Origin of the sequence: Mycobacterium kiyosense (genome assembly GCA_021654635.1) — a bacterium.
GTDB lineage: Bacteria > Actinomycetota > Actinomycetes > Mycobacteriales > Mycobacteriaceae > Mycobacterium > Mycobacterium kiyosense.
Genome location: AP025179.1, coordinates 4,158,642 through 4,175,402, shown reverse-complemented (window position 1 = coordinate 4,175,402; position 16,761 = coordinate 4,158,642). Strand labels below are relative to the sequence as shown.

Here is a 16,761-nt window from a genome sequence, read left to right as displayed (position 1 = left end):
TGAGGGGGATGGTCGCCGTGGACCTGAATTTGACGAATACCGTTGCGCGACAAGCGATTGAGGTCGACGCCCGGTATCACCCGTCGGCCGCGGTGCGTCGCCAGCTCAACAAGGTGTTCCCGACGCACTGGTCGTTCCTGCTCGGTGAGATCGCGCTGTACAGCTTCATTGTGCTGCTGCTCACCGGTGTGTATCTGACCCTGTTCTTCGACCCGTCGATGGCCGAGGTCACCTACAACGGCGTCTACCAGCCGCTGCGCGGGGTGGAGATGTCGCGGGCCTACGAGACGGCGCTCAACATCTCCTTCGAGGTGCGCGGCGGCCTGTTCGTGCGCCAGGTTCACCACTGGGCGGCGCTGATGTTCTCCGCGTCGATCATGGTGCATCTGGCGCGGGTGTTTTTTCACCGGCGCGTTCCGCCGGCCGCGTGAGGCGAACTGGGTGATCGGGTCGCTGCTGCTGATCCTGTCGATGTTCGAGGGCTATTTCGGTTACTCGCTGCCCGACGACCTGCTCTCCGGTATCGGGCTGCGCGCCGCACTGTCGTCAATCACGTTGGGGCTACCGGTGATCGGGACCTGGCTGCACTGGGCGCTGTTCGGCGGCGACTTCCCCGGCACCGTGCTTATTCCTCGCCTGTATGCGCTGCACGTGCTGTTGCTGCCGGGCGTCATCCTGGCGCTGATCGGTGTGCATGTGGCGCTGGTGTGGTTCCAGAAGCACACGCAATTCCCTGGTCCGCGTCGCACCGAGCACAACGTGGTAGGTGTTCGGGTGATGCCGGGCTTCGCGGTGAAGTCCGGCGCTTACTTCGCCTGCATCGTCGGTGTGCTGGGCCTGATGGGCGGGCTGTTGCAGATCAACCCGATCTGGAACCTGGGCCCTTACAAGCCCTCTCAGGTGTCGGCCGGCTCGCAGCCCGACTTCTACATGATGTGGCCGGATGGCCTGCAGCGGCTGTGGCCGGCCTGGGAGATCTACCTCGGCCATCACACGGTGCCGGCCACCGTCGGTGTCGCACTGATCATGGGGCTGGTCTTCATCCTGCTGATCATCTATCCGTTCCTGGAGAAGCGGTTCACCGGCGACTACGCCCACCACAACCTGCTGCAGCGGCCGCGTGACGTGCCGGTGCGCACTTCCGTTGGCGCCATGGCGATTTCGTTCTATGCGGTGCTGACTTTGGCCGCGATGAACGACATCATCGCGTTCAAGTTCCACATCTCGCTCAACGCCACCACCTGGATCGGCCGCATCGGCATGGTGGTCCTGCCGCCGCTGGTCTACTTCATCACCTACCGGTGGGCCGTCGGGCTGCAGCGCAGCGACCGCGCGGTGCTCGAGCACGGTGTGGAGACCGGCATCATCAAGCGTCTGCCGCACGGCGCCTACGTCGAATTGCACCAGCCGTTGGGGCCCCTCCCGCTGGAATATCAAGGTGCGCCAGTGCCGAAGAAGATGAACAAGCTGGGCTCGGCCGGAACTCCCGGCGGCGGCAGCTTGCTTGTGGCTGATCCGCCGGCGCAGGACGCGGCGCTCTCGGCGGCCCGGCATGCGGCGGAGCGTCGATTGATCGCCGTACTGCGAAAGTCTCGCTGAGGGAGCCGTGCCGCGACGGGAAGGCTTCGCTCACGTAGGTGCGACAGACCCCGCCGAACTGCGCTCTGTTCGGCGGGGCCCCGTCAGTTTCAGCTGCGTTGATCTCCGGAGGCCAGGCTGCGGGCATACCCCGCGCCCATGCCCAGCAGCACCAGCCCCACCACGATGAACGCCGCCACCCGGAATATGCCGTCCAGCGTCGCGAGGTCGAACAGGAACAGCTTGGCGGTCGCGGCCGCAGTGAGAGCCAGCCCGGCGGTGATCGCCTGGTGGCGCTCCTGCCCGGCCACCCGCAGCGCATAGACGAACAGTGCCGCCGCCACGCCGATCCAGATGATGGTGGCCGCCATCTGGCCGGCCAGGAAGCCGCCGCCGGTGCCGGCGATCAGGACTCCGGTTGTCACCGTGAACGCGGTGACCGCGTAGGTCACCAGGGCGCCCGCCGCGGCGAACCAGAAGCGGACCAGGTCGGGGTTCTGCTTGGCGACGCCCGTCCAAGTCCGCGTCACGACGACCGCAAGCGCGATGATGAGCAGGCTGGCCGCCAACGTGGACACGGCAACCGACGTCGGCACCGTGGTCGCCCGCACCAGTGCATGCAGCGGGGCGTACCTGATGAACAAGCCGGTGCCGACGACACCGAATCCGGCTGCGGCCCAGCGCGCTACGATGTCGCGCCGCCCGGCGAAGGCCACCACGATCGCCAGCGCAAGTAGTAGGGGACCTTCGACATAGCCGTCGAACGCGACGGTGAGCGCAACCAGCGCCGAGGTCGCCGACCATGACGACCAGATGCGGGCGACGGTCCGGGGGTGCTTACCGACCAGCGCGACCGCCAGCATGGCTGCGGCCAATGCGGCCGAAAGAGCTGCTGCCAGAGCGTGATTGACTCCGATCGCGCTGACCAGAATGGGTACCGTACCGGCGACGGTCAGCAGCGCAAGCGCGCCCTTATCGGTCGTGGTCGGCAGCAGGATCAGACCGCCGGCGATGGACAGGATCGCCGCCACCCCGCAAGCACCACCGAGCAACCAGGCGTTGTCGTGATCGCTGATCGCAATCAACGCGAACAGCAGTGGCAGCGTCGGCGCGGCGATCCGGGCAGCGTGCATCCAGATCCAGTCTTTGCCGAGTTGTACCGGCAAGGCGGCCGCCGACAACGCCAGCATGAAGCTGACGAGCAGCAGGTCCACGCCGTGGGTCAGCGCGGGTGCCAGTCCGATCAGAGGCACCAGCACCAACAACGCCAGGTGTTCGGAATCCCATCGGCGGGGCCAAAGCCAGGCCCGCGCCGCCTACCGCGGCAGCCAGCGCCAAACCAAATGGCGCCGGGATCCATTCGTAGATGGTCACGACCGCGATGACATCCAGGTACGCGGCGGCAATACCGGTGGCGGCCAGCGCGATTGCGCCAACGTGTCCGCCCGGGCGGCCACGCAACCGAGTGGCCACCGCCACCAGGCCGGCCGACAGCGCGCCACCGCCCGCCACCCGGATCTCCGGCCGGAGCAGCCCGGCCTTTGCGGCGAGCACCAGCAGCAGCACCACGCCGATCAGCGTCACGGCCACGCCCGCGACGGCGAGAAGCTTGCCGATCCAACGGGATTCGGTCGGTGCCGGCGGCGCTGGGGGAGCGGGATGCGGCGCTGGGGGAGTGGGATGCGGCCGCACTGACGGTACCGGCGCGGGACGCGGCGCCCGTTGGCGTGGCGGCCGCGGCGGCTGCGGGGTCGCCGAGGCGGGCGTCCAGTACTGCCAGTAGTTCTGCCAGTACGGCACTGGCTGCTGCGGAACAGGCTGTGGTGGCGCGGCGTGCTGGCCCGGCGCTCCTGGTGGCGTGACCGGCGCCGTAGTCGCAGCGGTCGCGGCGGTAGCGGTGAAGAGTCGGTCCAGTTGGCTGAGCTCGCCGGATACCCGAGACATCTGACGGGCCAACGCGTCGAATTCTTGGGTCAGCCGCGTCAGGACAGCACGGTCCGGCTGGTGGGATTGGGTCATAGTGGTCCACCCTGCCGGGTGAGATGCGGGTGATGGATGAGTAGGACTACCCGAAGTCCGTCATTCGTCCAGCCCGTGCTCGATGGCGTAGCGGGTCAACTCGACCCGATTGGCCACCTGCAGCTTGCGGAACGTCGCCTGCACATGGTTCTCGACAGTGCGGTGGCTCAGCGACAGCTTCTCGGCGATCTGCTTGGCGGACATACCCTTTGCGACGTAGCGCAACACCTCGGTCTCACGCTCGGTGAGGCTGGGGGTTGCCGGGCCCGGGCTCGGGTTCTGGGCGATGCGCCGGTATTCACCCAGCACCAGCCCGGCCAGGCTCGGAGTGAAGACCGCCCGTCCGGCCGCGGTGGCCCGCACGGCGTCGGCCAGTTCGGCTTTCGACGCGCTTTTGACCAGGTATCCCGTCGCGCCGGCTTTGACCGCCTCCAACACGTCGTCACGTTCGTCTGATGCCGAAAGCACCAGTATCCGGCTGTCGGGTGAGACCTCGAGGACTTCCATCGTCGCCTGCACACCGTCGCCGTCGGACAGGCGCATATCCATCACCACCACGTCCGGTTTGACCACGGCCGCCCGCCGGCGCGCGGCCGCGACACCTTCGGCCGTGGCGACCACGTGGAACCCGTCGTCGGCGAGGTCTCGGGCGACGGCGTCCCGCCAGATGGGGTGATCGTCGACCACCATCACCGTCGGCTCGGATTGCTCGGTCACGATGCCCCCTTACCTCGTGGCACCTGCAACTCCCATTCGGTGCCCTCGCCCTCGCCGGTGGTCAGTACGGCGCTGCCGCCCAATGAGCTCAACCGTCCCACAATCGACTTCGAAACACCCACGTGTCCCTGGTCGGCGGCCTGCTCGAGCCGGCCGGGCGCGATCCCGACGCCGTCGTCGCGGACGCTGACCGTGACCGCGTCGCCGAGGTCCTCCAGGAGCACGAATGCGTGGGCGTTCGGTCCGGCGTGCAGGCGGACGTTGTCCAGCGCATTGCCCACCGCGGCGTCCAATTCGGTGGCGACGTCGATCTGCAGAGGCACCGCAGTTCCGGGCAGGCTCATCGACACCCGATCGGATTCCCGGCGACGCAGCAGCGCCCTCAGGTCGATCGTGGCGTCATGCTGATCGGTCTCCATGTCCGTCGAGGTGACCCACTTGCGCAGCGCGCGTTCCTGTTCCCCGGCCAGCTTCGCGAGTTCGGCTGTGGCACCGCCTATTTCATTGCCGCGGCGGGCCACCAGGGCCAGCACTTGTATGACGCCGTCGTGCACCTGCCGGGATAGCCGCTCACGTTCCTCGACCGCTGCCGTCAACCGGGCGGCACGCTGCAGTTCGGCATGTGCGCGCCGCGCGGTACTGGCGGCGATGCCCACCGCCAGACCGACGGCCAACTCGACGATGACGGTGGCGTTGCGCCCCAGGTTGACATTGAGATAGCCCTTGACGTATTCGCTGGTGGCGGTGACGGCTGCGCCCGTCAGCAGCCCGCCGGCCGGCCCGAACTGCAGGGCCGCCGAGATAGTGGCGTTGCTGGCCCACAATGTCGTGGGCCAGGTCTGGTTGTTGTGCGCCCACTGGCCGGACGCGACGACTTCGGTGGACAACATCAGCAACACGACCACTACGAGTTCGGCGATCACCCAGGCCGGGCGGCGGCCGAACCCGCGCAGGTAGGCGACCGCACATGCCACGCTCCACCCGATCAGCACCGCGAATAGCGTCCAACCCAGCGCGGGATGGCGCAGATCCGCGCTGACTGCGATGTGGAAACCCAGCGCGTACAGGCAGCTCAACAGCCGGAACAGTTGCGCGGCCCGCCACAGCGGTGTGGTGGGATCGGGACCTTCGGTGGTCACCCGGTCAGCTTAGAGCGGACCGCGGGCCTCAATCAGTCGCGCCGCGTCAGGAACTGTTGGCGGGTGATTCGCCGGTTACGGCTCTGGCTAGCCTCGGAACCATGACTGATCTGGTGGAGCGGGTGCGTGCGGTGTTGCCGTCGGTGCGGCGTGATCTCGAGGATCTGGTGCGCATCGATTCGGTGTGGGCCGATCCGGCCCGGCGCGATCAGGTGCACCGCAGCGCGCAAAAGGGTTGCAGACCTGTTGACTCAGGCCGGTTTTCACGACGCGAAGATCGTCAGCGAGGGCGGGGCTCCAGCGGTGATCGCGCACCACCCGGCACCACCCGGCGCGCCGACCGTGCTGCTCTACGCCCACCACGACGTGCAACCCGAGGGCGACCGCGGCCAGTGGCACTCGCCGCCGTTCGAGCCGACCGAACGGGACGGGCGGCTCTACGGTCGCGGCACCGCCGACGACAAGGCAGGCATCGCAACACATTTGGCCGCGTTCCTGGCGCACGACGGGCAGCCGCCGGTGGGTGTGACGGTGTTCGTCGAAGGCGAAGAGGAGTCGGGGTCGCCGTCGCTGGGACGGTTGCTGGCTGCGCACCGCGACGCACTGGCCGCCGACGTGATCGTGATCGCCGACTCCGACAACTGGAGCACGGAGATACCGGCGCTGACGGTGTCGCTGCGGGGGATGGCCGACTGCGTGGTGGAGGTCGCCACCCTCGATCACGGCTTGCACTCCGGTTTGTGGGGCGGCGTGGTGCCCGATGCGTTGACTGTGCTGGTGCGGCTGCTGGCCAGCCTGCACGACGACGACGGCAACGTGGCCGTGCCGGGCCTGCACGAGTCCGATATCGCCGGCCTGAACTACCCCGACTATCCACCCGAGCGGGCGCGCACCGACTCCGGGCTGCTGGATGGCGTGAGCGAAATCGGGTCGGGTTCGGTGCCCCAGCGGCTGTGGGCCAAGCCGGCCATCACGGTGATCGGCATCGACACCACTTCCGTGGCAGCGGCATCGAATACGCTGATCCCGCGGGCGCGGGCCAAGATCAGCATCCGGGTGGCGCCCGGCGGGGATGCGGCACGGCACCTGGACGCCGTCGAAGCCCACCTGCGCCGCCACGTCCCATGGGGTGCCCACCTCGAAGTCATCCGCGGTGAAGTCGGCCAACCGTATGCGATCGAGGCCAGCGGTCCGGTCTACGACGCGGCGCGGGCAGCGTTCCGCCAGGCGTGGGGGACCGAGCCGATCGACATGGGCATGGGCGGATCGATCCCGTTCATCGCCGAGTTCGCCGAGGCGTTCCCGCAGGCGAAGATCTTGGTCACCGGGGTGGAGGATCCCGGGACGCAGGCGCACAGCATCAACGAGAGCCTGCACCTGGGGGTGCTGGAGCGTGCGGCGATAGCCGAGGCGCTGCTGCTGGCAAACCTGGCCACATAGCGTCTAGGTTTTGCCCTGTTTGAGTTTCGATCCGCGGCTCGGATTGTCCGACGGCTCGAAGGGTGTGTACCACCACCATTGGCGGTAATTCGCCGGTCAGGGCGTGCAGGGTTTGACGTCAGGGGGTGCGGTGGTGGGGGTCGGGCCAGTGATCCGGTAGGCAGGGGTCGGCCGTTGCTGTCGGTGACGGTGAGTTGGTCCGGCAGGGCCGGTGAGGGTGTCAGGCCGCGGTGATGTGCGCGGTGGTGGTAGGGGCAGACCAGGGCCAGATTGCTCGCAAGTTGAGAATCTACCCTCTTACTGGCGGTCTTCCGCCACGAAGGTTAGACCGCCGGGCTAGCCGGTGGTGTGGGTGCGGCGGTGGTAGTGGCGAGCGACGCGGGCCCGGTTGCCGCAGATGTTGGCGGTGCAGCAGCTGCGGCGCGGATTGGTGGCCAGAAAGAGCATGGAGCAATCCGGGTTGGCGCAGCGTCGCAACTGGTCGCGGTAGCGGGGATCGGTGAGTACGGTTATGGCGTCGGTGGCGGTGGCCGCGAGCGCGGGGTTTCCGCCGTATTCGACATGCCAACGCACGCTGCGCTGCAGCTCGGTGGCGATTAGGTCCAACCGTGTGCTAACGGGTGCCGCCGCGGCGGCGGCGTTGATGTCATCCAGCGACTCGGTTGGCGGCACGCGGTGCTCAAGGTGGGCGTCGAACGCGTCGCGAACGGCGTGGCGTAGCCGGCGGGTGGCGGTGGGATCGGGGATAGGCGCACCGGGAGGCAGTCGCGACTCCTGCAGCTGCCACCACCGGCGCAGCTGGTCGGGATCGGACAACAAGTCGGTGGCCGGTTGGGTGACCGTGACCAGTGTATCGGCGAGGTCGACCGATAGCGACGGTTCGCCGCCCGACCCGCCTGTTGCAGCGCCTCTGTCGGTCCCGTCTGGATCCTCACGTCGCCATTTTAAGCGTGTGGCGACGCGCAACCGTTGCTCTCTGATCATGCGGAATACCTGTTGAGAGCCCGATGACCACGGTTGCCTTCAATGACCTAATGCGCTACCCTTCGAGCTATGCATTAGCATGGTCTGCTGATCACCGACCGTTGAGGAGTCCTGTCATGACCGTCGACCCACCATTCGTTACCCGCGCTCGGGGGTGGACCTGGCCTGGCGTCGTGGCGGCCACGCTGGTCGCCGCGGTCGGCGATGCCGCGTTCGCGTTCATCGCGTACGTGCTGATCGCCCGCCGGTTCAACTTCGAGACACTGTTGCAGTACATCGCCAGCGGCCTGCTCGGCGAGTCCGCATTCACCACCGGCCGCGCCGGGATCGGCGTCGCGGCGCTGGGGTTCGCCATCCACCTGGCGCTGGCGGCAGTGTTCACTTTCTTCTACGCGCTGGTCATCGCACCCCGGGTGCACACCCTGCCGATAGCCACCGCCATTGGAGCGGCCTACGGTGCAGCGATCTGGGTGTTCATGAACACCGTGGTCTTGCGCCGTTAGGCCACGCAGCCGGCGAAACGCGTTAATTGGCTACTACCTGGCGCGCTCGTCGAATCCGCGCTGCTGGTCGGATTGCCGATCGCCGTGATTCTGTTCGTCTTCGTCCGTCGCCGCGCCGCTGACCTCGCCCAGTTCCCATCCACCCGCAACCACCGTTGAGGAGTATCGTTTTCATGCCCGCCATCCGTCACCACAGCCTGACCATCGACCATCTGCATGTCTTCGTCCGCGAAGCCGGCGACCGCGACCGGCCGACGCTGGTGCTGCTGCCCGGCTACCCGTCGAGTACCCGCGCCTACGTCCGCCTGATCGACCGACTCGCCGAGCAATGGCACTGCGTGGCCATCGACTACCCGGCTTCCGGGCAGTCAGACCCGCTTTGCCCCAATCCCCACGTTCGACCGGCTCGCCGAGGTCACCCGGTAAGACGATCGACGCGCTCGCCATTGGAGACTACGCCATCTACATGTTCGACTGGCGCCCCGGTCACGGCTTCCGCATCGCCCTCGGCATGACCCGGCGGGGTGGCAGCGCGATCATCACCCAAAACGCCAACGCCTACACCGACGGCTTCGGACCCGGCGTCGCCGCGCTCGCCAACTGGTGGGAAGACCGCGACGCCGGCCAGCCCGCCGTCGACGAGTTCGTCAGCCTGCCCGGCACCCAGATGCAATGGCAGGCCGGTGCCCGCGATCCCGAGCACATCGACCCCGCACACGCCTTTGACGACCAGCGCGTGTTGGACCTGCCCGGGCGTGCCGACTACATGAAAGCCCTGCTGTGGGACTACCAGAACAACCCGCCCCGCTACCCCCACTGGCAGGCCTGGCTGCGGGAACGCCAACCCGCCTTGCTTGCGATCTGGGGGCAAAACGACCCGTTCTTCATCCCCGCCGGCGCCCAGGCCTATAAAAACGACGTGCCCGACGCGACCGTAGTGCTGCTCGACACCGGCCACTTCGCCCTCGAAGAAGAAGCCGACACCATCACCGAGCACATTCACGAGCTAATGAGGAAGGCCTTCACCTGACCACCGCAGCTGGCACGGGCGGCTGAACGGACTGGGAGCCCCGATACCCGCCAGCCGCTCCGGCATCCAGACCCGAGGAGAAGCTGACGATGAGTAACACGTTGCAGGACAGGAAAATCGTGGTGGTAGCGCGGCCCCGCGCCGCCATCGCCGCCGTACGGCAATTGCACCGATTCTCGGGCCGAACGCTCATCGCCTGGAGCGCGTCGGGCAACGTCATATTCCTCCGTCGGCACGCCCGCCGACTGCAAAAACGGCTCACCGGCGCGCGAGTCGAGCTGATCCCGCACACACGTGCATTCATCTCCGACGACCAACCCGAAGTTCTCGCCAAAGCCATCCACCGGTTGCTGGCACCCACGCCGGAACTGGAACACATCCTTGACACAGCATCATGACCGCCGAATTCCACGGGGCTGCGGCTACTGTCTATGAGCTCGCGTCTTACCCCATCAAAGGACTCTCCCCTCAAACCGTGGCATCAGTTGCGTTGAAGACCGGCCGCGGTTTTCCCTACGATCGCGAATGGGCGTTGGCCCGACCTGGCGGCGAATACCGTCCTGGCAATGGGAAAGCGATCCACAAGAGCGACTTCTTCGTCCTGCTCCAAGAGGATCGACTTGCCGGGATCTAACCAATCTCGATGTTCACAGCCGGGTTTGGAGGTCAGGTACGCCAGCGTCGTCTTACGAAGACCTGGCGACGCGGGCAGGTGTACGAGCGGTCGAGCGCTTCTTCGCGCGAATACTCGATTGTCCAGATGAAGCAGAGCCGATCCTGGCGCGAGAACCCGGGCGTCGGTTCACCGACGCGGCAATCAAATCGGACACCTTGATGAACGCCGTGTCGATCATCAACCTCGATTCGATCCGCGACCTCTCACGCAGGAGCGAACGCGTGATCGACCACCGCCGATTTCGGGCAAACATCTATATCCAAGGCACACCACCCTTTGCTGAAGCAGAGCTAGTTGGTAAAGAGTTTTCTATCGGTGACGTCTTGCTACGCGGGCTAGCGGCCATTCCTCGGTGCGCAGCGACTGAAGTCAATCCATCGACCGCCGTTCGCGATCTGGCGGTGCCCAGGCTCCTCGTAGAACATTACGGTGATGCCAACCTTGGGATTTGGGCTGAGGTCATTAACGGCGCGACTATGCGGCAAGGTGACCCAGTCAAGGTCAATCCCTACGCTGGCAACGGTGAAGCTTAATGAATCAATCCGAGACCTCTGTGGTGATCGCGGCAAAGACGCGGTTGACAGAATCGATTTGGCGTTTCGAGCTCATACCAGAGGGACTGCAAGCTCTCCCACCTTTCACGGCGGGAGCACATATCACCGTTCGTACACCCAACGGTTCGGTACGCAGCTACTCACTGACGGACCCCCCAGGTTGTCATAACCGCTATGCCATCACGGTATATCGTGACACGACCGGACGGGGAGGATCAGTCGATCTTATCGATCAGACCAAACGCGGTGACCGGCTGGTCATTTCGCCGCCTCGAAACACATTCCAATTGGCGCCCTCACGCGCCTATCTCTACATCGCCGGAGGCATAGGTATCACGGCCATACGCTCCATGGCTTTAGAGGTTGCGAGGACAACCGACGCATCGGGGCTGCTTATCTATCTGACGAAGAGTCGAGCTAATTCGGCATATCTTGATGACATGCTTAAGCTGTCGCCCGGGATGGAAGTCCTGCTGCACCATAGCACCAGCGCGGGCCGACTCGACCTGTGGCCATATCTTTCCCAACCGGATGAAACCCACCTCTATTGCTGCGGATAACGCCGTTGATGGACGAAGTCCCGCGCCCTAGCGCTAATGCACTGGCGCCCCCAGCCATCGTGCATTTTGGCTCCAGGGAGTCAATGCCCTGGGCATGGCATGCTCACCGTTTCAGTACGCTGGCAGTCCAACCGATCAAACTATCGACGTGTCGCCCGCGCAGACGTTACTGGACGCTCTGCGGTGGCAGGATCTCATTTATCATCGCGAAAGCGGCGCGGCACGTATGGATTGCGTCTTGTCTCCGGCCGAGTCGACCACCGCGACGCCTACCTTGAGGATGCCGAACGCGACAGCTACCTCATGCCATGCGTTTCTCGAGCCGACACGGTGGCGCTTGTGGTGCGCTCTGACCAACACACCCCGTCGGTGGTGTTGCGGTCGGCGTCGTCGCGCAGTAGCGTCACTGACCCGACCGGTGAGTCGATGACGGCGTGGCGGATCGTAGGCGTCGAGGCTGCGCCGGATATCGGGACCTCCGACAGCCGTCGGAATTACTCACTACGCGGTGGACGTCTCGTCGGGTGGGTCGGGTGTATTTGGTCAGTCATGTTGAACCGACGATGAGCGCACAGGCCGGGTCAGGTGGCGCTATCACGCAGCAATCGGGCAATTGGCCGCGGCGACGATATCTCGGTAGCTGTCGGGTTGGGTCACCATTGGCAGGTGGTCGGCATCGGTGACACGGATGGTGGCGTTCATCCGTGTGGCGACGAAGTGCTGGGTTTCCGCGGCGATCATGCGGTCGTTTTCGGCGATGAGGAACCAGCTTGTGCGATCTTTCCAGGCGGGCCGTGGGGCGGGTGCGGTGATGCACGTCGGTGAGAGGGGGCGCTGGACTGCGGCGAGCATGGCGTGTTGTTCGGAGGTTGCGTTTTGTGCGAATGCTGCTGCGAAAGCGCTGTGCGGCAGCCAAATTAAGCCGTGACGATCCGGTTCTAGGGCGGGTGCGAGACGATGCGCAGGGGCGCGGTGAAACAGACTGGCGACTGTTTCACCTTCGTCCGGAATACCGCGATCGCGGCGACATAATTCGCCGTCACCGAGTCGGTATTTGCCGCTCCGATGACCGCGCCGGCGTAAGCATGACCGCCGAGAACGACGCGTCCCTCGATACGCTCGAGAACTCGGTTCAGCGCTGCGGTGTCGTCGTCGAACGATGTCAGCGGTAGCGGTGCGGCGATGACGTTGTGGCCGCGCTGCTGTAGTCGATGGATGACAGGTGCCCAGCTGGAGCTGTCGGCCCACGCCGCGTGGACCAAGACAAAGGTTGGCTCGGTTGTCATCGGGATTCCGCTCCAAAGGTGGTGGTCATCAGTTTGTCGGTGCGCGTGGCGATTTCGTCGAGTTCTTCTTCCAGCTGGTCAAGCCGTCCCCGTGCACGGGCCGACCCTGAGTGCCCTGGTGTCTGTTCGGAACAGTTCGTCATCAAACTCTTGCATCAGCGGACTCTCGCAGTTGGGATGTCAAATTCACAGAACGCTGGGCCTGTGAGGAGGATTGGCATCATACGAAACGCAGGTTGGTCCTCATGTCCCCCGGCGGCCTCAGCCGAGATGGCGCGCTGGCTCAATCTTGCCCGTGTCGATGAATTGACGGTGTCGCACTATCTTGTGACCTCTCACTTCCCAGATGTGAGAGTAGTCGACCTCCACGTGCTTGCCGGTCGCGCGGTTCGTTCCTTCGAACCGCCCCACCGATACGACTTTATCGCCGTCACAGATGAATTCGTGCGGCGTCAGCGTGTATGGCTCCCACTCTTCCATTGCCGGCATCAGCATGCCCTCAAGGACTTTCTGCGGGCCACGGCCGGCGACCTTGTAGTCCATCATGGTGATCCACTCGATGTCGTCAGACATCAGGGCCAGCGCGCCGCTTGAATCGCCGGCGGTCAATTTTGCGTAGAGTTCTTTGACGATCTCCAAGGGCGCCCGGTAGGTCGCACTCGTTGCTTCGGATTCCGAGCCCGATGCCGCAACCGGTTCGGATCCGGCGTTCCCATCGACGTCGATCTTCTTGTGCTTAATGACACCCATCGCAACCCTCGCTCCCAGTCCACCCGTGTAACTTCTGAAAAGATGTTTCAAAGGTTACACCCGCGCTTGCTAACCTGTCAACATGTAGTTGAGCGGTTACCAGTGCGGCGGTGATCCGCCCGGGAAGGTGAGGCCGATGCAGCCGCTCGATGTCATCGTCGGCCTCGCGGGAGACCCGGCCCTGGAACTACTGAACAGCCGGGCCACGCCTTCCCCAGGTTCAGAGCCAATCGAATTGATCGGAGACGGGGCGAATTATGTACGGTGGCTCGCACGCACGGGACTCATCGACGACGACGACCGCGCAGTGCTCGAAGATCTGTTCAGCGCTGGTCAACTCGACGGCGCCACTGGGGATGCCCGTACTCTTCGGGAGAAGCTGCGGCCGATTCTGTTGGACTGGGCGGGCGAAAGTCGGTGCCAGTTTGATTGATGCTGGTTGACGAGCTGAATGCGCTGCTGGCGCAGGATCGAGCGCCCCACACCCAGCTCAACCCCGACCATGACACTCTCTTGCTGCATGAGCGGCGGCACTGGGAACAGCCCACACAGCTTCTGGTCCTATCCGCACAAGCCTGGGCGCACCTGCTCGTCGAGGGCGACCCGACCCTGATCCGGCAATGCCCTGGCTGCACCGTCATTTTCTACGACCGCACCAAAGCCCACCGCCGACGCTGGTGTTCCATGGCAATCTGCGGCAACCGCGCCAAAGTACGGCGTCACCGAACGTCCGCAGCTGAGACGAACCGGCGAATCTGACCCGTCGTCGTCGGCGGCCCGATCGTCGTTGGTGGATTAAGTCAGATGCTGGCCGCCATCGACTTTGAGCGTCACACCGGTCACAAATGTGTTCGTAAAGCACACATCCGGGGGCGTCACCGGCTCGCATGTTGACTGCGGCTGGGCCGGCCCAGATGGTGGACGTCAGGCGAACCGGCGCCGGCTCGGCGGGCGGGAGCCACGCGGGTGTTCCCGTCGTCACACACCGACATTCTCACGGGTAGAAAGCCTTGCACCCGTTAGAAGGCAGTGGTAGATTGCTAATGGAGAGAACTCATATTCATCCATTAGGTGATGGCGGAAAGAAAGAGACCCGCAATGGCTAACTTTGTTCCCGTCGAGCCCGAGGCCGCCACCGGCCGGGCTGCCGAGCTGCTCGCCCAAGTACACAAATCGCTGGGACTGACCCCCAACATGACCAAGGTGATGGCCAGCAGTCCTACTCTGCTGCAGGCTTACCTGGCGCTGTCGGGCGCGGTCGCCGGCGGCGTGTTGAGCCCAGCGGTGCGCGAGCGGCTCGCGATCGCCACCGCAGAACTGGGCTGGATGCGGTACTGCCTGTCCCGCGCGCACTCCACATCACAGCGCCAGCATCGCAAGCTGGACTCCGACAGCCTTCGCTTCAAGGCGCGAGAGGGCGGTGACTCGAAGGACGCCCACGTGGCCGCGCTGCTCAAACTGTCAACACCATCGCCGCCAACGCCGGCGGCGTTGACAAACCGAAGTCAAGGCTGCGCCGCAGAGCCGGCGCTACCGAAGGAAGGATCGACGGTCGTCGCCTTGGCGCTCAACGGCCTGACCAACTACTTCAACGTCTTGGCTCATGTCGACAACGACTGGCGCACGTCGTCGCCCCTGAACCACCACCAGAACTAAGAGTCGTCAGTTACCATGCACGATCACGAACAACCACCAACGAGGATCCGCGCCAACGTGCCTGAGCAACGACGCTTCCCCCACCGTTCGACACCGTCACAGCACTGCAAGAAAGTCCAGCCGCCGAAGACGCCTGGAATACCCGCGACCCCCGCCACGTCAGCCTGGCCTACACCCCACTCCGTATGGCGCAACCGCGACCAATTCCTATCCGGCCGCCCCGCAATCGTGATCGAGTTCCTCACCAGAAAATGGGAACACGAACTCGACTACGTGCTGCGCAAAAGCCTGTGGGGATTCCGCGGGAACCGCATCGCCGTGCGCTTCCAATATGAATGGCGCGACGCCAGCCATCAGTGGTACCGCAGTTACGGCAACGAGTTATGGGAATTCGACGACGACGGACTCATGCGCCGCCGAGAAGCGAGCATCAAAGACCTCCCCATTGCCGAAGCCGAACGCCGCTTCCATGGCCCCCGTTCCGCCAATGAACGCGGACAAGGACACGACATTCCCCCTGCGGTGGATTACCGCCATTGTAAACACCCGTCGCAAATACGCGGGGCTTTATCGACGACCACACCGTAGATGATGGCGATGATCGCAGCTCCATCTGTTCTCGTGTTCGATGTCAACGAGACTTTGATCGACATCGATTCCATCGCACCGTTTTTCGAGCGACCCTTCGGCGATCGACCTTAGCGAGGCTTGCGGGCGTGGTTCGATCGGCTGGTCACCTACTCGATGACGGCGACGCTCTCGGACCACTACGTCGACTTCTTCACGGGCTGGGGTGCGCAGATGCCGCCTCGTCATCAGCATCGCCGAAGGCGGACGAACGGACATGACCACGGGATGCTGACCATTCCTGCACATCCCGACGTCGCCGATGGATTGACAGTCCTACGTAACAACGGTTTCGCCTCGTGACGCTGACAAACTCTACCGCCCAATCCGGGCGGTGCCAGCCCGCTGGAACGCTACGCGGACTGGGGCACCGTTTTCGAGCGCCAGCTCAGCACGTCGCCTCACACCGAGTGTTCAAACCCGCGCCGACGTGTATCTGCGCGCTGCGACCCGAGCTTGGCGTGGCAGCGGCGGGAATGCATGATGGTCGCCGCCCACGTCTGGGACACCACCGGCGCGCAATCGGTCGGGCTCGGCGGCGAGCTGATTACCCACGCCGGCAACGCCCCGCTGCCGATCTCCGGCCTGCCGCAGCCGGAGATCGTCGCCAGCGATCTACGGGAGGTGGCGGCAATCATCAGCCGCGCCGATGAGTCTTCTCCCGCGTAGTGAGTAGTTGCGCCAACTTCCGAAGGTCCCGATACCTGGCGCAGCCGCGACAACCACAACTGGCCACGCCGTCAAAGACTCTCCGAAAAAGTGGTTCCTCCGGAAATGGACGGCAGTCCTCGGGAGGGGGCCAGCGCCGAACGCGACCGGGATCGGACTCGCGAGAGCGGCGTAATGCCTTGGTAATTCATCATCATCCGGTTTCTCGACTTTTTCTTGCCTGGCGTCTACCGCTTTTCGCGCGGTACCGAGACCGAATCGCCGGCGTCCGTCGATCCCACCACCGGGTGCGCTCCAGCCCGACGCGGCGAGTTCGGCGACCACCGCTTCCGGATCGGAACTTGCGCAACTTCGGTGAGCATCTCCTCGCCGGCGGTGAACTCGACCGTCAGGTCAAGGCGACGTGTACCGCTGGGGGCCGACGGCCCGCAGCCACATCTCTGCGTTCGGCCCGGACATTCCACCGGGCGACATGCGCGCGTAGCCGCTGAGGTCGAAATTGGCGTCGAGCTCCCGATTGATCACCGCGAGCACATTGCGGTTGAGGCCGGGCGGTCACCCCGGCGGCATCGT

At 64.9% G+C, this 16,761-nt stretch carries 18 protein-coding genes and 4 pseudogenes; 14 read left to right on the top strand and 8 right to left on the bottom strand.

What is annotated here, in order from left to right; all coding sequences use genetic code 11:
• The first annotated feature begins 8 nt into the window (after positions 1 to 8).
• Positions 9 to 1,599 (top strand): annotated as a pseudogene (qcrB, locus tag L6444_RS19650) (cytochrome bc1 complex cytochrome b subunit).
• Positions 1,600 to 1,688: 89 nt separating this feature from the next.
• Here qcrB and L6444_RS19645 read toward each other — a convergent pair.
• The 3 genes and pseudogenes from L6444_RS19645 to macS all read right to left on the bottom strand — a co-directional run bounded on the left by L6444_RS19645 (position 1,689) and on the right by macS (position 5,453).
• Positions 1,689 to 3,597, bottom strand: a pseudogene (locus tag L6444_RS19645) (DUF2339 domain-containing protein).
• A gap of 60 nt (positions 3,598 to 3,657) precedes the next feature.
• On the bottom strand, positions 3,658 to 4,287 hold the full coding sequence (locus L6444_RS19640) for a response regulator (protein ID WP_370653194.1): 630 nt from the start codon (positions 4,285 to 4,287) through the stop codon (positions 3,658 to 3,660).
• A 23-nt stretch (positions 4,288 to 4,310) separates the two neighbouring features.
• Positions 4,311 to 5,453, bottom strand: coding sequence for a MacS family sensor histidine kinase (macS, locus tag L6444_RS19635; RefSeq protein WP_236976688.1), 1,143 nt, complete (start codon positions 5,451 to 5,453; stop codon positions 4,311 to 4,313).
• Positions 5,454 to 5,554: 101 nt separating this feature from the next.
• On the opposite strand from macS, the pseudogene L6444_RS19630 reads away from it, so the two are divergent.
• Positions 5,555 to 6,893, top strand: a pseudogene (locus L6444_RS19630) (M20/M25/M40 family metallo-hydrolase).
• Between the two features lie 336 nt (positions 6,894 to 7,229).
• Here the strand turns inward: L6444_RS19630 and L6444_RS19620 are convergent.
• On the bottom strand, positions 7,230 to 7,877 hold the full coding sequence (locus L6444_RS19620) for a CGNR zinc finger domain-containing protein (protein ID WP_236976687.1): 648 nt from the start codon (positions 7,875 to 7,877) through the stop codon (positions 7,230 to 7,232).
• A gap of 116 nt (positions 7,878 to 7,993) precedes the next feature.
• Here L6444_RS19620 and L6444_RS19615 point away from each other — a divergent pair, with 116 nt between their 5' ends.
• From L6444_RS19615 to L6444_RS19590, 6 genes are all read left to right on the top strand, one after another.
• The gene (locus tag L6444_RS19615) at positions 7,994 to 8,380 is read left to right on the top strand and encodes a hypothetical protein (protein ID WP_236976685.1); all 387 of its coding nucleotides are present in this window, start codon (positions 7,994 to 7,996) and stop codon (positions 8,378 to 8,380) included.
• Positions 8,381 to 8,846: 466 nt separating this feature from the next.
• The gene (locus L6444_RS19610) at positions 8,847 to 9,410 is read left to right on the top strand and encodes an alpha/beta fold hydrolase (RefSeq protein ID WP_236976683.1); all 564 of its coding nucleotides are present in this window, start codon (positions 8,847 to 8,849) and stop codon (positions 9,408 to 9,410) included.
• 89 nt (positions 9,411 to 9,499) lie between these two features.
• Positions 9,500 to 9,808 (top strand): alpha/beta hydrolase family protein, encoded by a 309-nt coding sequence (locus L6444_RS19605; RefSeq protein ID WP_236976681.1) that lies wholly within the window; start codon positions 9,500 to 9,502, stop codon positions 9,806 to 9,808.
• The gene (locus L6444_RS19600; protein ID WP_236976679.1) at positions 9,805 to 10,044 is read left to right on the top strand and encodes an MOSC N-terminal beta barrel domain-containing protein; all 240 of its coding nucleotides are present in this window, start codon (positions 9,805 to 9,807) and stop codon (positions 10,042 to 10,044) included. Before L6444_RS19605 ends, L6444_RS19600 begins: the two co-directional genes overlap by 4 nt.
• A 200-nt stretch (positions 10,045 to 10,244) precedes the next feature.
• Positions 10,245 to 10,619: an MOSC domain-containing protein gene (locus L6444_RS19595; protein ID WP_236976677.1), complete on the top strand. Its 375-nt coding sequence runs from the start codon at positions 10,245 to 10,247 to the stop codon at positions 10,617 to 10,619.
• Positions 10,619 to 11,200 carry a ferredoxin reductase gene (locus L6444_RS19590; protein WP_236976675.1) on the top strand — a complete coding sequence of 194 codons (582 nt, stop codon included), beginning with the start codon at positions 10,619 to 10,621 and terminating at the stop codon, positions 11,198 to 11,200. Before L6444_RS19595 ends, L6444_RS19590 begins: the two co-directional genes overlap by 1 nt.
• A gap of 594 nt (positions 11,201 to 11,794) precedes the next feature.
• Here the strand turns inward: L6444_RS19590 and L6444_RS19585 are convergent.
• The 3 genes from L6444_RS19585 to L6444_RS19575 form a co-directional block, all read right to left on the bottom strand.
• On the bottom strand, positions 11,795 to 12,112 hold the full coding sequence (locus L6444_RS19585) for an alpha/beta fold hydrolase (RefSeq protein WP_459551937.1): 318 nt from the start codon (positions 12,110 to 12,112) through the stop codon (positions 11,795 to 11,797).
• A 26-nt stretch (positions 12,113 to 12,138) separates the two neighbouring features.
• A complete protein-coding gene (locus L6444_RS19580; RefSeq protein ID WP_236976673.1) occupies positions 12,139 to 12,486 on the bottom strand; it encodes an alpha/beta fold hydrolase in 348 nt (115 codons plus the stop codon).
• 261 nt (positions 12,487 to 12,747) lie between these two features.
• Positions 12,748 to 13,236 carry a nuclear transport factor 2 family protein gene (locus L6444_RS19575; protein ID WP_236976672.1) on the bottom strand — a complete coding sequence of 163 codons (489 nt, stop codon included), beginning with the start codon at positions 13,234 to 13,236 and terminating at the stop codon, positions 12,748 to 12,750.
• 136 nt (positions 13,237 to 13,372) lie between these two features.
• Here L6444_RS19575 and L6444_RS19570 point away from each other — a divergent pair, with 136 nt between their 5' ends.
• The 6 genes and pseudogenes from L6444_RS19570 to L6444_RS19545 all read left to right on the top strand — a co-directional run bounded on the left by L6444_RS19570 (position 13,373) and on the right by L6444_RS19545 (position 16,188).
• Positions 13,373 to 13,669, top strand: a complete 297-nt coding sequence (locus L6444_RS19570) for an ABATE domain-containing protein (protein ID WP_236976671.1) — start codon at positions 13,373 to 13,375, stop codon at positions 13,667 to 13,669.
• Complete coding sequence (locus L6444_RS19565; protein ID WP_236976670.1) at positions 13,669 to 13,995, top strand: CGNR zinc finger domain-containing protein; 327 nt, start codon at positions 13,669 to 13,671, stop codon at positions 13,993 to 13,995. The genes L6444_RS19570 and L6444_RS19565 overlap by 1 nt, the downstream gene beginning before the upstream one ends.
• 339 nt (positions 13,996 to 14,334) lie before the next feature.
• Complete coding sequence (locus L6444_RS19560; RefSeq protein WP_236976669.1) at positions 14,335 to 14,892, top strand: carboxymuconolactone decarboxylase family protein; 558 nt, start codon at positions 14,335 to 14,337, stop codon at positions 14,890 to 14,892.
• 104 nt (positions 14,893 to 14,996) lie between these two features.
• Positions 14,997 to 15,408: pseudogene (locus L6444_RS19555) on the top strand (nuclear transport factor 2 family protein); the annotation flags it as partial.
• A gap of 192 nt (positions 15,409 to 15,600) precedes the next feature.
• Positions 15,601 to 15,822 carry an HAD family hydrolase gene (locus L6444_RS19550; RefSeq protein ID WP_236976667.1) on the top strand — a complete coding sequence of 74 codons (222 nt, stop codon included), beginning with the start codon at positions 15,601 to 15,603 and terminating at the stop codon, positions 15,820 to 15,822.
• Between the two features lie 177 nt (positions 15,823 to 15,999).
• Entirely contained in the window at positions 16,000 to 16,188 is a 189-nt protein-coding gene (locus tag L6444_RS19545; RefSeq protein WP_236976665.1) for an HAD family hydrolase, read from the top strand.
• 393 nt (positions 16,189 to 16,581) lie between these two features.
• On the opposite strand, the gene L6444_RS30210 is transcribed toward L6444_RS19545, so the two are convergent.
• On the bottom strand, positions 16,582 to 16,713 hold the full coding sequence (locus tag L6444_RS30210) for a hypothetical protein (RefSeq protein ID WP_255730739.1): 132 nt from the start codon (positions 16,711 to 16,713) through the stop codon (positions 16,582 to 16,584).
• Between the last annotated feature and the right edge of the window lie 48 nt (positions 16,714 to 16,761).

Bases quoted from the DNA above. Each gene is read 5' to 3' on its own strand.
- L6444_RS19605 (WP_236976681.1), top strand. From the start codon at position 9,500: ATGAGTAACACGTTGCAGGACAGGAAAATCGTGGTGGTAGCGCGGCCC.
- L6444_RS19545 (WP_236976665.1), top strand. From the start codon at position 16,000: ATGATGGTCGCCGCCCACGTCTGGGACACCACCGGCGCGCAATCGGTC.
- L6444_RS19640 (WP_370653194.1), bottom strand. From the start codon at position 4,287: ATGGTGGTCGACGATCACCCCATCTGGCGGGACGCCGTCGCCCGAGAC.
- L6444_RS19575 (WP_236976672.1), bottom strand. From the start codon at position 13,236: ATGGGTGTCATTAAGCACAAGAAGATCGACGTCGATGGGAACGCCGGA.
- L6444_RS19565 (WP_236976670.1), top strand. From the start codon at position 13,669: ATGCTGGTTGACGAGCTGAATGCGCTGCTGGCGCAGGATCGAGCGCCC.
- L6444_RS19590 (WP_236976675.1), top strand. From the start codon at position 10,619: ATGAATCAATCCGAGACCTCTGTGGTGATCGCGGCAAAGACGCGGTTG.
- L6444_RS19570 (WP_236976671.1), top strand. From the start codon at position 13,373: ATGCAGCCGCTCGATGTCATCGTCGGCCTCGCGGGAGACCCGGCCCTG.
- L6444_RS19560 (WP_236976669.1), top strand. From the start codon at position 14,335: ATGGCTAACTTTGTTCCCGTCGAGCCCGAGGCCGCCACCGGCCGGGCT.
- L6444_RS19615 (WP_236976685.1), top strand. From the start codon at position 7,994: ATGACCGTCGACCCACCATTCGTTACCCGCGCTCGGGGGTGGACCTGG.
- L6444_RS19600 (WP_236976679.1), top strand. From the start codon at position 9,805: ATGACCGCCGAATTCCACGGGGCTGCGGCTACTGTCTATGAGCTCGCG.
- L6444_RS19580 (WP_236976673.1), bottom strand. From the start codon at position 12,486: ATGACAACCGAGCCAACCTTTGTCTTGGTCCACGCGGCGTGGGCCGAC.
- L6444_RS19610 (WP_236976683.1), top strand. From the start codon at position 8,847: ATGTTCGACTGGCGCCCCGGTCACGGCTTCCGCATCGCCCTCGGCATG.
- L6444_RS19595 (WP_236976677.1), top strand. From the start codon at position 10,245: ATGAACGCCGTGTCGATCATCAACCTCGATTCGATCCGCGACCTCTCA.
- L6444_RS19620 (WP_236976687.1), bottom strand. From the start codon at position 7,877: ATGATCAGAGAGCAACGGTTGCGCGTCGCCACACGCTTAAAATGGCGA.